The 14,287-nt window shown below is 29.9% G+C and carries 16 protein-coding genes; 4 read left to right on the top strand and 12 right to left on the bottom strand.

Going from position 1 to position 14,287, the window contains the following annotated elements; genetic code table 11:
• Position 1: 1 nt before the first annotated feature.
• The 10 genes from HNV10_RS01270 to HNV10_RS01315 all read right to left on the bottom strand — a co-directional run bounded on the left by HNV10_RS01270 (position 2) and on the right by HNV10_RS01315 (position 7,822).
• A complete protein-coding gene (locus HNV10_RS01270; protein WP_173299516.1) occupies positions 2–1,960 on the bottom strand; it encodes a PAS domain-containing sensor histidine kinase in 1,959 nt (652 codons plus the stop codon).
• Positions 1,960–2,499, bottom strand: coding sequence for a heme NO-binding domain-containing protein (locus HNV10_RS01275; RefSeq protein ID WP_173299517.1), 540 nt, complete (start codon positions 2,497–2,499; stop codon positions 1,960–1,962). Before HNV10_RS01275 ends, HNV10_RS01270 begins: the two co-directional genes overlap by 1 nt.
• A 3-nt stretch (positions 2,500–2,502) precedes the next feature.
• Positions 2,503–2,913 (bottom strand): response regulator, encoded by a 411-nt coding sequence (locus tag HNV10_RS01280; RefSeq protein ID WP_173299518.1) that lies wholly within the window; start codon positions 2,911–2,913, stop codon positions 2,503–2,505.
• A 134-nt stretch (positions 2,914–3,047) separates the two neighbouring features.
• Entirely contained in the window at positions 3,048–3,422 is a 375-nt protein-coding gene (locus HNV10_RS01285; protein ID WP_173299519.1) for a hypothetical protein, read from the bottom strand.
• Between the two features lie 145 nt (positions 3,423–3,567).
• Positions 3,568–3,927, bottom strand: a complete 360-nt coding sequence (locus HNV10_RS01290; RefSeq protein WP_173299520.1) for an MmcQ/YjbR family DNA-binding protein — start codon at positions 3,925–3,927, stop codon at positions 3,568–3,570.
• On the bottom strand, positions 3,924–4,532 hold the full coding sequence (locus HNV10_RS01295) for a DUF4230 domain-containing protein (protein ID WP_173299521.1): 609 nt from the start codon (positions 4,530–4,532) through the stop codon (positions 3,924–3,926). The genes HNV10_RS01290 and HNV10_RS01295 overlap by 4 nt, the downstream gene beginning before the upstream one ends.
• Positions 4,533–4,645: 113 nt before the next feature.
• On the bottom strand, positions 4,646–5,395 hold the full coding sequence (locus HNV10_RS01300) for a cyclase family protein (protein ID WP_173299522.1): 750 nt from the start codon (positions 5,393–5,395) through the stop codon (positions 4,646–4,648).
• The gene (hemW, locus tag HNV10_RS01305; protein WP_173299523.1) at positions 5,389–6,588 is read right to left on the bottom strand and encodes a radical SAM family heme chaperone HemW; all 1,200 of its coding nucleotides are present in this window, start codon (positions 6,586–6,588) and stop codon (positions 5,389–5,391) included. Before hemW ends, HNV10_RS01300 begins: the two co-directional genes overlap by 7 nt.
• 5 nt (positions 6,589–6,593) lie before the next feature.
• On the bottom strand, positions 6,594–7,172 hold the full coding sequence (gene ruvC / locus HNV10_RS01310; protein ID WP_173299524.1) for a crossover junction endodeoxyribonuclease RuvC: 579 nt from the start codon (positions 7,170–7,172) through the stop codon (positions 6,594–6,596).
• Between the two features lie 8 nt (positions 7,173–7,180).
• Positions 7,181–7,822, bottom strand: a complete 642-nt coding sequence (locus tag HNV10_RS01315) for a cell envelope biogenesis protein OmpA (protein ID WP_173299525.1) — start codon at positions 7,820–7,822, stop codon at positions 7,181–7,183.
• Between the two features lie 27 nt (positions 7,823–7,849).
• Between HNV10_RS01315 and HNV10_RS01320 the strand changes: the two genes are divergently transcribed.
• From HNV10_RS01320 to HNV10_RS01335, 4 genes are read left to right on the top strand one after another with little or no spacing between them, the layout of a single operon-like run.
• A complete protein-coding gene (locus tag HNV10_RS01320; RefSeq protein ID WP_173299526.1) occupies positions 7,850–8,824 on the top strand; it encodes a lysylphosphatidylglycerol synthase domain-containing protein in 975 nt (324 codons plus the stop codon).
• Entirely contained in the window at positions 8,818–9,960 is a 1,143-nt protein-coding gene (locus HNV10_RS01325; RefSeq protein WP_173299527.1) for a glycosyltransferase, read from the top strand. The genes HNV10_RS01320 and HNV10_RS01325 overlap by 7 nt, the downstream gene beginning before the upstream one ends.
• Before the next feature lie 52 nt (positions 9,961–10,012).
• Positions 10,013–10,876 (top strand): hypothetical protein, encoded by an 864-nt coding sequence (locus tag HNV10_RS01330; protein ID WP_173299528.1) that lies wholly within the window; start codon positions 10,013–10,015, stop codon positions 10,874–10,876.
• A 43-nt stretch (positions 10,877–10,919) separates the two neighbouring features.
• A complete protein-coding gene (locus tag HNV10_RS01335) occupies positions 10,920–11,657 on the top strand; it encodes a Bax inhibitor-1/YccA family protein (protein ID WP_173299529.1) in 738 nt (245 codons plus the stop codon).
• A gap of 37 nt (positions 11,658–11,694) precedes the next feature.
• Here the strand turns inward: HNV10_RS01335 and HNV10_RS01340 are convergent, their stop codons facing one another.
• Positions 11,695–12,171 carry a hypothetical protein gene (locus HNV10_RS01340; protein ID WP_173299530.1) on the bottom strand — a complete coding sequence of 159 codons (477 nt, stop codon included), beginning with the start codon at positions 12,169–12,171 and terminating at the stop codon, positions 11,695–11,697.
• 285 nt (positions 12,172–12,456) lie between these two features.
• Complete coding sequence (locus HNV10_RS01345) at positions 12,457–14,286, bottom strand: M56 family metallopeptidase (RefSeq protein ID WP_173299531.1); 1,830 nt, start codon at positions 14,284–14,286, stop codon at positions 12,457–12,459.
• Position 14,287 lies beyond the last annotated feature (1 nt).

Raw genomic sequence — 14,287 nt, forward strand, 5'->3', positions numbered from 1 at the left:
TTTATTTTTTAAGTGTAAAATAAAAGGTAGTTCCGACCGTGAGTTGACTTTCTAACCATATTTGGCCTTCGTGTAAATCGACAATTTTTTTAACTATGGACAATCCTATTCCTGTAGAATCTTTACTTTTATTTAAAGCGTGGAATATTTTAAATATTTTATCGTGAAATTGCTTCTCTATACCAATTCCGTTATCTTGTATTGAAAATTTGTAATGACTTTTTAAATCCTCTACATCTATTGTTATTAAGCCTTTTTCTTTATCTATAAATTTAACTGCATTACTAATTAAATTTTGAAAAAGCTGCTGTAACTTTATGGCGTCTCCTTTAATTATTGGTAAAGGATGTAATGTATTTATATTAATATGTTCTGGAATATATAGAATTGTAGTTAAATCTTTTAGCAATTTATCTAAATCTACATCTTCTGTTTCGGTCCTTTCTGTACCAACACTAGAATAATCTAACACATCTGTGATTAGTTGTTCCATCTTTTCTAGAGTTGCTTCTATGAGTTCAAAATTCTTTAAACTCATGTCATCTAATTTTCCTTTATTATCTTCTTTTAGCCAACTGACTAATGCATCAATACTTCGTAAAGGCGATTTTAAATCGTGAGAGACAATGTGTGCGTATTCTTGTAATTCATCATTACTCTTTTCTAATTTACCAAGTAATTTTTCTTTCTGAAGTTCTAACTCCTTTAATTCGGTAATATCTAAATGTACACCAATAGAACCAACTACGTCTCCATTTAAATTAAAATTTGGAGCTCCACTAATTAGCCAATACCTTATATCACCTTGCTTGGTTTTTACTTTAAGTTCATAAGAGTTAGACTCCCCCTTTTGTCTTTTTTTATTTTCAATTTCAATAAGTTCAGAACCGCCTTCTACCGGAAAGATTTCTCCACCACGCTTACCTAATAATTCTTCTTCTTGGTAACCAGACATTTCTGAGAAACTCTGATTAATCATTAATATTTCATCATCGTTATTAACCTCTACCAATCCTAAATGCATATTGGCAATGATGCTATAATATTTTTGCTTTTGTGCTTCTAATCTTTTGCGATATGTACGTTTTAATGTTACGTCTGTAAAAGTCCATAAAAAGCCTTTTGATTTTTCTCCAATATTAATTGGCATATAATTACGCTCTAATATTGTACCGTCTACCATTTCTAACTCATCGCCTATAACAATTTCTTTAGCTTTATCAATGGCGTGCATACGTTGTATAAACGCTTCTGGATTTTTAAATAAAACTTTGTTTTTTTCTGAAGCAGAAGCACAATCCATACCGTACAAGTCTGACGGTTGTGCATTTATTTTAAAAAGCTCACAAAATTTTGTATTGGTAAGTACTATATTTCTATTTTCATCTTCTAATATAATACCACTCTCTAAATTTAAAACTAATGTAGCTAATCTGCTTTCTGATTCTATTAGTTTTTCTTCAGAAGCTCTTTCTTCTGTAATATCTCTAACAATACCTTGAGCTGCCACTGGTTTATTGTTCTTATCAAAAACAATACTTCCATTAATGTGTACCCATTTAACTTCTTTAGATTTTGTGTAAACTCTAGTTTCAAAATCCTTAAAAAAGCCTTTAGATAATAAATTTTTAAAACACTCTTCAGCGTATTGAAAATCGTCTTTATATATAAGCTTAGCTACTCTTACATCATCTCTATCAATATCATAGCCAAAAAGTTTAGTAGCAGCTTCGTTAAATTTTAAAATCTTTCCATTAAGGTCCATTACTACATAAGCGTCTACTATGTTTTCAAAGACACCTTGTAATTCTGATGATTTTTCGTCTAATAAGTTTTCAAGTTTTTGAGATGTAAAGTAGAGTTCCCTTGATTTTTCTTCAAGGATTTTTTCTGCTGCTTTTCGAGCATTCTTTTCTCTTTTAAGAGCCCGTTTTAATATCTCAACTTGGTCTTGGTCCATTAATTTTTATTAATCACAAACCGTACCTTGGTGCCATCTTCTTTAATTTTTTCTAACTCTATAGTAGCGGTAGAATTAAAATGTTCAAATGTTTTATTCATTAATCCCAGCCCAAAGTGATGCATTGCTCTACTAGAAGTATAGTCCATAACAAGATGATCATCTGTTTTCTCTATAACTTCAAAAGTCGGTAATTCTGCATCTGGATAGATTTTTCTAACTTCTACATGAATATGATTTTCAATAGACGAAATCATTTCTATAGGGTCTTTATAAGTTGCCAAAAGTCCTGGATAACTTTTTTCTATAACGCTAAAAAAATGTTCTGCGTATACTAAAAGTAAATTATCGATAGAAATTCCTGTATTTTCACTTAAATGTTGAAGCAACTGTAACATTTCAGAAAAACTGTAGGTACCTACAGCCGTATAAACTCCATCAGATGCTAATTCTGAACTAGAAATGATTCTATCTACCATTTCTAAGCCAAATTTATCTTCTACAAGTTCTAAAAACTCTGTAAATACAATTCCTTTCATAATTTATACGGTTATTAATTCATTGATGCTCCAATATGATAATAATTTTTCAATTTTGGAAACATATTCTTCATATTTTAATGGTTTAAGTATATAACCTGCTACACCAACTTTATAACATTCTAATAAATCGCGTTGATTGTTTGAAGTTGTTAAGATAATTGTTGGGATATACTTAAGTCTATCATCGGATTTTAAAATTTTTAAAAACTCTATTCCGTTAATTTTTGGCATATTTAAATCTAACAAAATAATATCTGGAAGATTATCTTTTTGTTCTAAAATCTTTAGGGCATCTTCACCATTATTTGCCTCTGTTACTTTATGATTTAATTGAAGTGAACTTGCCGCTCTATTGAGCTTCATTACTTCTATCATGTCGTCTTCAATTAATAATATGTTAAGGGATTTCATTTAATTATGCTTTTATATATTAAGCTAAATTAGTTGAATATTGAAAGCACATCTTTCAAATTCGGTTAGGTGTAACTATGTATCGTCGGGTGGTAGATAAGTGTCGACGAATGGTAAATGATGCATAATTTCTATTAAGCTGCAATTTTTACTTGATTAGTAATCATATCAGCAGTTTTGAGGGTAGACAGTTGTGCTTCAATTTTAATTTTATTGAATTCTTGAAGAAATTCTAATGAGAAATTTTTGAGTGTTTTTTCTTCTAAATACATTTCAAATTCTGAAATAAACTCTAATTGTCTAAGACTTTTGTTAAGCAAAACAAGCTTATTATCCACAGCATTATTTTTTAAGTTTTTAGAATTAAGATTGTCTTTTGTTTCTATATGCGAGTGTTTCTTAGCTTTTCTTTGAGAAAGAATTAAACAACTTTTAAAGTTATTTCTAAAGTAAAAATAAACGCTTAAATGCCCTATTAAAAGTGTTCCATAAATTAGTAAAGTAGTCATTGTATTGAGGTTATAAGAATTAATTATACCGCAAATCTAAATGATATATTAAGTGAAAAATTCGTTTTTCGGTGAGTCAACTTTTTGAGGCGACGAATGGAGAGAAACATTCTTTAAATAAAATAGAACTATGTTGAATGTTTTGCTAAAGACTCGCTCTCAGCTTTTTAGGCAGCCCTTTTACCACCATACTATATGAGTGGTCAATTAATTTTAATATGAGTTTAGGCGAGAGTTCACCTGTGTGAATATAAACACTGTTCCATTGCTGTTTGTGCATATGGTATCCTGGTTTTATACTTTGGTAAGTTGATCTAAGCTCTTGTGCATATTCTGGGTCGCATTTTAGATTAATAAAACCTTCTCCATTTTCCCATTTCTTTAAAGATGCTAAAGCAAACATTTTATTACAGACTTTAAAAACAAGCGTATCATTATCAAAAGGAAAATGTTCTGTGACCTCCTTTTTATTTATACAATAGTTTCTATAGTCTTCTATGTTCATTCTAATAGCTTCTTATTATCTCCTTCAATTTTTAAAGCTGTGTAATCTAATTTCCAACCAATAGTTTCTACTAAGTTTTCAATAAGATTTATGGCTTCTAGAGCTTCTTGCTTAGCTACATTGTACAATCCACTTTCTGGAATTTTCTCCATAATATGGGCTTTTGCTTTTGTATGTAAATCGGTTAAATCTGATGCATCAAACTTATTAAACATACCGTCGCTTTTATCATAGTAATTAATATTACTTTCTATAGACAACACTTCTGGCTGAGGAAAATGAGTTAAAATAACCGTTTTTGACTTAAGATTTGATGACATTTGTACTTTGCTTAAATCAAAACCAACGTGTGCTTTTGCATTAATAACTACCAAGGCTTTTTTTCGACTAGAAATAAGTTTTAAGAATTTCTCCTTAACGTCTTCGTAATGATAAATTTCTGCAAAATCACCTTCAACTGTAACAAATTTACAGACACGTTTTATTTTATCTAATATTAAAATAGACTGATCATTAGTGACTTTCTTAGTCCTCCATTGCTTATAAATGGTTACTAGGCCTAAGGTGACTAATATACTGATGATTATTATAAAAAAAGTTTCCATTAATTGTTTTTATATACCTACATACTTATTGAATTCTTGTAGGAGATTCTATATTATTTTGACACTTTAACAATAAGTTTTGTCACATTTTATTATCTAAGTGTAATAGCAAATTAAGCTATTACTTTATACAAAATTGGTTTACTCGGACTTGCATCATTTTCAATCGGTGCTATTTGAAGATTAAGCAGGTAAGTACCATCTTCTATTTTATTAGACACATAGATAAACTCAGTAATAGTAGCATCTAATCTTAGCTTTCCGCTGGTATTCCAAAATGCATTGTGAGACAGTAACTCACCTCCATCTTGTTCTTTATCTACACTTGGTAAATCTATGAGTAAATGCTTTACGCCTTTAGTTTTTAAATATTCTGCAGCATCTTCTAATAAATACGTAGGGTTGGTATTAGAATATTGTCGAGACATTTTTTCTCGCGTATTTGGCATAGTTCTAATAACAACCGCTTCACGCTTTTTATTACCTAAAGCAAATTGTAACTGCTTTTTAGAAATTACGTAATCCTTACCTAATTTTTCTGGTGCAACCGTAACCACTTCTGCTATAAAGAAAAACTGAGTTAAATACTTATTTATAGAATAGACTTTTTCTGTAATATGACCAACGGTTTCTGTATGTGTACCGTGAGCATGTGGATTAAAATTTATGGTATTAAAATTTACCACTGCACCTTTTGCTACACTAATTGAATTACCATCTATAACTTCTGGTTCAATTTTAGGGTGTCCAATATACCATGCATTTACATTAGATGCTTCTCCTGTAATAGGAATTGAAATATCTAACGGTTGTGATAAATCTATTTTTAGTTTTCTTGAATTGTATTGTATGGTTGTTAACACGTTAAGTTTATTTTAAATAATTCTGAAGCAATCCCATCACTTAAAAACTGCCCTTTTTTTGTAACACGAATGTGCTTATCTTCAATATACAATAATTGTTGATTTATAAAAATTTCTGCTTGCTCAATTAAGTAATCCTTAAAAACTATGCCAAAGTCGTTTTCTACTTTTTGTATAGAAACACCCCAAATAGTTCGCAAACCTGTCATTATATACTCATTATATTGATCTGTTTGGGTTAAGGTTTCTATTTCAATAGGAAGTTTATTAGCTTCTAATGCTTTAATATATTTTGTATTATTTCTTACATTCCAACCACGTTGTTTTCCGTTGAAAGAATGTGCCGAAGGACCAATACCTAAGTAAGATTTTCCTTGCCAATATGCCGAATTGTTTTTACTAAAAAACCCTTCTTTACCAAAATTAGATAATTCATAATGTATAAACCCTGAAGCTTCTAATTTTTCTTTTAACAAATGAAATTGCTCATGTGCTTGCTCGTCATCAACATCTTCTATAACCCCTTTTTTTATAAACGAATCTAAAGCTGTTTTTGGCTCAACCGTTAAGGCGTAACTTGAAATATGTGGCACACCAAAACCCAAAGCCATATCTATATTTTGCAACCATTGCTCGTTTGAAGCTCCTGGAATACCATAAATTAAGTCTAAAGAAATATTATTAAAGTACTTTGTAGCTTCCTCTAAACAAGCTTTTGCTTCGGTTGCATTGTGTGCGCGATTCATCAGTTTTAAATCGGCTTCAAAAAAAGACTGAATACCAATGGACAAACGATTGATTTTACTTTTTGATAGTTCAATAATTCTATCTTTAGATAAATCATCTGGATTTGCTTCTAGAGTTATTTCTGGATTCTTTGAAACCTTATAGTTATTATAAACCGAATCGATTAAAAACTGCAACTCCTCATTGGTTAATAAACTTGGTGTTCCGCCTCCAAAATAAATGGTTTCAACGGTTGTGCTTTTAAATTCTGACTTTCTAAGTTCTATTTCTTTTACTAAAGCATTAACCAGTTCATCTTTTTTCTTCAATGATGTTGAAAAATGAAAATCGCAATAATGACATGCTTGTTTGCAAAATGGTATGTGAATGTAGATGCCTCCAGCCCCTTCTAACTTCCCCAAAGGGGAAGAACTATCAATCAAACCCTTTCTTGACTGTTTCTCCATTATATTTATTTTCCCCTTTGGGGATTAAGGGGCTTTTCTATTCGACTCTCATTCTGCTTTACAAAAGCTCCCCAACCACTATAACTTTTACCAACTTCTACTCTTCCTTCATTATAAAAATGACAAACGGCTGCTGCTAAACCATCCATAGAATCTAAATTTTTTGGAATCGTTTTAAGGCCTAACATACTTTGCAACATTTTAGCCACTTGCTCCTTACTCGCATTTCCGTTTCCGGTAATTGCCATTTTAATTTTTTTAGGTGCATACTCTGTAATTGGCACTTCGCGAGACAAACCTGCAGCCATAGCAACACCTTGTGCTCGACCTAACTTAAGCATACTTTGTACATTTTTCCCAAAGAAAGGTGCTTCAATTGCTATTTCATCTGGATGATATGTGTCAATGAGTTCTACAGTACGCTCAAAAATGAGTTTCAATTTTAAATAATGATTATCGTACTTTTTAAGCAATAGCTCATTGAGTTGCATAAATTCCATTTTTTTACCTACCACTTTTATGAGACCAAAACCCATAATGGTTGTTCCTGGATCAATGCCTAAAATAATTTTTTCCTTACTCATTTACACAATTAGTTATTGCAATAATGACATCCACTCAATGAAACTGCCACTCCAAAGGTAAGGTTAAAAACACTACCATTAAAAGCTCCTAAACCATCTAAGACAGGATTATAGGTATCTAAAGATGTTACGCCATATATGTAAGCAATATCTGTAAAAACAGATACTTTTTCGTTTATAGCATAGTGGAGTTCTAATCCTCCTAGAAGATTAAAAAAGGTCTGTTTATTATCTCCTAAAGTTCCTAAAGGCTTTACAAAAGAAATTCCTGGACCTGCATGTAACACTGTTCGCATGCGGCTAGGTATAAATCCGATATAATTAGAAGGATCAAATACAAACTGTCCATTAATTCTTGTATAATTAATTTTAAATTCTGGTGTATCATTATGGTTTTTAAAACGATTAAATCCAAAATCTAGTTTTACACCATACTGTGACTTAAACATATGTTGAACACCTAAATTTACGGTAGGAAAATTTATAGATTGCGCATAAGAACCAGTTACAAAACCATCTGTTGTTGGGTAATTAACACCTAAGGCAAAAAGTGCTTTCCACTTGGCTGTGTCTCTTAATTGCGCCTCACTATTATACGTTACAAAAACGATAATAAAAAAGAAAAGGTATTGCTTAAAATTATGTTGCATCTCTAAGTTTTTGGTTTTATTTGCACTATGAATGTTAACTTGCATTACAAAACTAAACAATTCTTCTTTGTACTTATTAAGTTGAGCATTGTAGTTGGTGCATTTTATTTTATTTACTCTAAAATAACAGAAAACGGAAATTTAAAATTTACCGAATTTTTGTCGTTTTTGAAGACAAACCATTCATTTTCGATTAAAACTGTTCTTTTTTTAATCTTTTTAAGTGGTTTTAACTGGTTTTTTGAAATTTTAAAATGGCAACATTTGGTTAGAACCATTAAGTCCATTTCTTTTAAATCTGCCGTTATACAAAGTTTATCTGCTCTCACAACTTCTTTAATTACACCAAACCGAATTGGTGATTATGGCGCTAAAGCAATGTATTATTTAAAACCATTGCGCACCAAAATTGTAATGCTTAATCTCCTAGGTAATTTGGCTCAAATGACTATTACCACTTTTCTGGGTTGTATTGGTTTTATAATATTTTCCATTCGCTACGCTTTAGACATCAATTATTATAAAATATCACGAATTGCAATTGTCGTCTTAATCATTACCATATTTGCATTATTCGGTATGAAGCAAAAACGTTATAAAATTAAAGGCTTTTCAATTACTACTATTCTTAATTTCATAACATCAATCTATTTAAAAACGCATATTACAATCTTATTATTGTCTTTAATTAGGTTTGCTATTTTTTCATTTCAGTTTTATTATTTATTAACCGTTTTTGGTATTAATATCAATTACATCAATGCTATGATTGTTATTACAAGTATGTATTTATTGGCTTCAATAGTGCCAACAATTTCAATTTTTGATGTGATTATAAAAGGAAGTATTGCTGTTTTTTTATTTAGTTATCTTGGTATAGATGAGCTAACCATATTAGTAATCTCTACCCTTATGTGGTGTCTTAATTTTGTAATTCCGAGTGTTATTGGTAGCTATTTTGTACTTAACTTTAGACTTCCAAAACCAATTACGCAATGCTAACTTCTATAATTATTTTCTTCATTGTAATCTATTTATTAGTTATTGGTTTACTAGTTTATGGAATTGATAACGTTGAAGATTTTAAACTTCAAGATATACCAGCAAAGACTGAGTTTTCTGTTATTATTCCCTTTAGAAATGAAGCTAAAAATCTTCCTAAACTATTAGAGTCTATTGAGAAACTAAATTATCCTAAAAACAGGTTTCAAGTTATTTTGGTAGACGATAATTCAGATGATGATTCTGTTGGTATTATAAAAAACATAATTGCTACAAATAAGAAATTCTCTCAAATTAGCGATATTAAAATCTTACAAAATAATAGAGTTTCAAATTCACCAAAAAAAGATGCAATAAGTTCAGCAATAAAACTTGCCAAATTTAATTGGATAATTACAACTGATGCAGATTGTATTCTTCCTAAATATTGGCTAGATATTTTTGACGAGTTTATACAACTCAACAATCCCAATTGTATTGTTGCTCCTGTTACTTATCACGGTAAAGCGTCATTTTTTAATCGGTTTCAAACTTTAGATTTTTTAAGCTTACAAGGTGCAACACTTGGTAGTTTTGGAATAAAAAACCCAACCCTATGTAATGGTGCAAATTTTGCTTATTTAAAATCTGAATTTATGGCTGTTAATGGTTTTGTTGGCAATGACAACATTAGTAGTGGAGATGATGTTTTTCTACTTGAAAAATTTATAAAAACCAATGCCAAAAAAGTCAGATATTTAAAATCTAAACAAGCTATTGTTAGTACAAATCCTGCGGAAAACTTAGAATTATTGATTAATCAGCGCTTACGTTGGGCTTCAAAAACGAGTAAATTAAACAATTGGCTAACAAAATTAATAGGGTTAATTGTGGTATTGGCTAATTTGGTGTGTATTGCTTTTATTCCTTTAGTACTATTAAATTTTGTTACCCTCAAAATTGCTATTTCTTTATTTATTATTAAATTTTCTATTGATTTTTTACTGCTTTTTAAATCATCTCGATTCTTTAAACAGGAATCATTTCTATTTTCATTTATCATATCTAGTGCACTTTATCCCATCTTTAATATTGGCATATTTTTCCTATCTTTCTTTAAATCATACCGTTGGAAAGGTAGAACATCGAAGAAATAATGGACAATTGAATAATTATAATAGATTTACATCAACCAAATCCTAACGTTGTATGAAAAATTTATTCTTATTAGCCCTACTGTTTTTTGCTTTTCAGATTAATTATAGTCAAGAAAATTATACCATTAATGGTGAAACACTAGAATTAAAAAAAGAAATTGATGGCGAACTAGATTTACTATGGACCATTAATGAAGGAAAATACAGATATTTTGTAAAATCTGATGGAAACCCTATTGTAGAGTTAAAGAACTCAAGAGACGAAAACAAAATTTTTAAAGAAGAGTACAAAACAACATTAAGCGAACTCACAGATGGTAATTCAACAGAATCTTTAAAATTTAGGCTGTACGACCTTATTGCTTATGTAGATGCGTTTAATGTTTTAAAAGATTCCACGTATACAACTTCCGTTAAAAAATCTAAAATTGGTTTTCGCTTAGGGCTTTTTTCAGGCCTAACAAACAATCCTTTTGTAGAAAATTCTAAAAACTCAAAAGTTCTTTTGATTGGTGGTGAAATTGAAATTTTTGAAGCAGACTCATTACCGAGACATTCAGGTTTTTTACAAGGAAGACATACCTTTGATGCTGAAGATTTTAAATACTCTACTAATGAAGCCGCTTTAGGATATCGCTATAGATTTATTAATAAATCTCGCTATTCTATATATGGACAAGTAAAACTAGCTACAGTTAATATTTCTTCTTCAAATTATGCAGATTCTGAGGGAGAAAAATATTATAAAAAAGGCACATCGTTTGATGCTCCATTTATTTTTGGAATTGGTTCTGATATAAAAATTGGAGAAAATGGCTATATTACTTTAGCTTATGGTGAATTATTTGCTTTGTTTATAGATAATCAAGGTAATTTTTCAACAGATTTTTCTGTTGGTTACAAGTTTAATTTATAGCACGTTCCTTATATTGTTGCAACACAACTTTTAAATACATTTAATGTCCTTACGAAATTTCAAAACTTCTAATCCCGTTTTTAATGGTTATTTCTGGGACGACAGAAAATCGAGTTCCAAAAAAATGTCCGTAACTGGTATTTTTTTTAAATCTCTTATTGGAATTATAATCATTGCAATCATCACTTCTTATTTATGGAAACTTAATGAAACTGGCATATCTATGCAATGGTTTACTTTAGGTGGTATGTTAGGTGCCGCAATTGTTAGTGTCTTAATTTCTATTAGGCAACATTGGTCTCCTTTTCTGGTACCACTTTATATAATTGCAAAAGGCTTCTTTTTAGGTGGCTTTTCGGCCTATGCACATCGTCATTATCCGGAGTTACCATATCAAGCTATTGGTGTAACCATCATTACTTTTTTTGTAATGTTGCTCTTATACCAATTACGCATTATTATAGTAACAAAAAAACTAAGAAGTGTTATTATAACTGCTACTGTAAGTATTATGGTAGTTTACCTCATATCTTGGATTTTAAGTTTTTTCGGTATTAAAAATTACATTTGGGGAAACTCCTGGTTTGCTATTGCTTTTAATATTTTAGCTGCAGTTGTGGCTTCTTTTGCCTTGTTACTCGACTTTGATTATATAGAACGTTATAAAAATAGAGCTCCAAAATATAAAGAATGGATTGCAACTTGGGGACTTTTAGCAACGCTTATTTGGTTATATATTGAAGTACTGCGATTAATGCAAAAATTCGCTTTTAGGTTTTAAAATTAACAGCTCTATTTACAAAGGTTACCTAATCAAATTAATTGATTTGCACAATTATAGGAAACTCAAAAGCCGTAGTAACTTGTTGTCCTCTTTTTATGGCAGGAAATATTTTTGGAACACTTTTTAAACTCTCGCGCAATAAGTTCTCAATTTGAGGGATTTCTTGAACAGTTTCTGGTTGAATTTTCATAGATTCTATTTCCAATAACCCACTTTTATCTATAATTATGTTGAGTTTAATAGTATCAAAAACATCATTTACCACAACAATATTTTGTTCGGCTAAAAACTGATTAACATTAGTTACCAATGTATTTTGAAAACAAATCTTACTCTCCTCTTTTGCTGTTAAAGAATCACAGCTAGAAAAAGTAGGATACGTATCTACATCATTCCAATTAAAAGTTTGCAGTTCTTCCTCAAGTAAATCTTCAGGAGTAACTTTCTTCTTTTCAAAATAATTGCAAGATGTTGCAAAAAGCAAGATTAAAAGACAAACAATTCGGTTCATTTATAGAATTCTGAAAGCGAAAAGTACGAATATTTATTGAAAAATAAGATAGAACGCTTCGCTTTTAGAATCAATAACTTAGATAGTAATGTTAACTATAATTAACCAATGACATATTATTTTTTTTCTAGGAATTTTTATCCGTTTAATTCTTTTAATCTCTTTTTAGCCAATTTTATAATTTAGCTATCTTTTATGTAGTATAAAAGTTTTCTATCCTTTATACATTGAGTAATTAAAATTCAATAATTATAAAGTCTTAAATTCTATTTAAATCAAAAGTTACTAGTCTTTTTTGGTTTTATTAACTTCAAAAACAATAGGAATTGAAAATGGCACTACAACCGTCTCTCCTTTTTGTTTCCCAGGAATAAATTGTGGTAAAGTTGCAACAACATGTTTTGCTTCCACCTCTAATGCCTCACTTGGACCTCTAGCAAGTATATTGGTAACATTACCCTCTTTATCAATTTTAAATTGCACAAAAATTCGCTTTTTCCCTGGAGGTAAGCTATCAGCAATACTTGTATTAAAATTTTTAGCAATGTGCTTATTGACAAATGCATTCATGCAATTTTTTCGAGCTTGGTTATCTTCTAAATCTTTACACTCAAAAGTGGTTGGTGTTTCATCTACTATTGAAAATGGAACTTCAACAGATTCTATTTCTTCTTTTATAATGTCGACGCCATCATTAGACACGTATGATTCTAAAGTTAAAGTCACTTTTCCATCAGTAACTACAAGTTTATTAAAAAAATCATCGTTTTCTAATTGTTTTAATAACCCATTATAACGTTTAGTTTCCGCTTCTGTTTTATTTCCGGCATCCTCTACAAATAATTTTAAAACGCCATCTTGCGTATTATTTTGCCAACGTTCTATTTCTTCTTTGGTGTTTTTAAATGCTTTATAATCTGAATAAGTATTAAACTTACTCGTCTTGATTCGATTATTAGACTCATAATCTTTTTCTGTTAAAGCTCTTTCTTTAGATTTTTTTTCAAGAATTCTATCTGCTAAATATTCTAAATATGCTTTCCCTTTAAGAAACTCTGTTTTAGAGAGCACATATTTTAACTTGTTCCTTTCTGTGAATCCTGAATAATCCATTATTTCCATTATTGAAGAGCCATTCTTTTCCATTACAACATACTCATCATAATATTTTTTTATTAACTCTGTTTCACTCAATTCTTGTGATAACACTTCTTGTTCTTGATTTTTTACCTGCGCTCTAACTTCAGTAGACGTATAAATTAACATTCCAAATACCAGTGGAATTAATAAAGCATATTTAATAAGGTTTAACTGTTTTGATTTTGATTTTTGTAACATGACGATTCGTTTTTTGATTAATGATTTATTGAAAAAAGTATTTGTAAATGAGACTTGATTAACATCTAATACTTGGTTGAGTAAGCTGGCGTAATATTCAGATTTTCCGGTTTGTTTTACGGCTTTAGCATCTGCGATATACTCGTGTAATTCTTTTATTCTATTTTGGTAGATATAGACTAATGGATTGAACCAAAAAATGATTCTTAACACTTCAAAAAATAATAAATCTAAGGTGTGAAACTCTTTAATATGAACCAACTCATGTTTATAAATGGTAGGTTTTTCAGTTTCAGAAATATGTTCACCTAAAAAAATAGTATTAAAAAATGAAAATGCTGCACTGCTTTTTATGAGTTTAACAATGAGAATATTGCCATTCCAGCGTTTGGGGTTTTTGTGCTTTAACCAATAAAGTTTTGCGATTTTTACTAAGAAAATTAGAGATGCAACTACAATACCTACAATGCCTATTATTTGCCAAATTGGTGTTTGCGGTTGTTCTATAATTATACCTGCTTGCTCAGCAATTTGTATATCGTAAACTGTTGGTGTTTTTGCACCAATAAAAACTTCTGGCAATCTTATAACCATATCTTTAGTTGCCATAGTTTTCAATGCTGGAAATTTAATAAATGGTAAAACTAAAGACAATATTGAGGTTATTATTAAATACGCTCTGTTGTAGTTAAAGAAGGTTTCTCGCTTAAGAAATAAATCGTAAACCAATAAAAACAAGGCTTGGAATGCTATAATTTGAAGAATTGAATACAACATA

Source organism: Winogradskyella litoriviva (assembly GCF_013249065.1).
Classification (GTDB): domain Bacteria; phylum Bacteroidota; class Bacteroidia; order Flavobacteriales; family Flavobacteriaceae; genus Winogradskyella; species Winogradskyella litoriviva.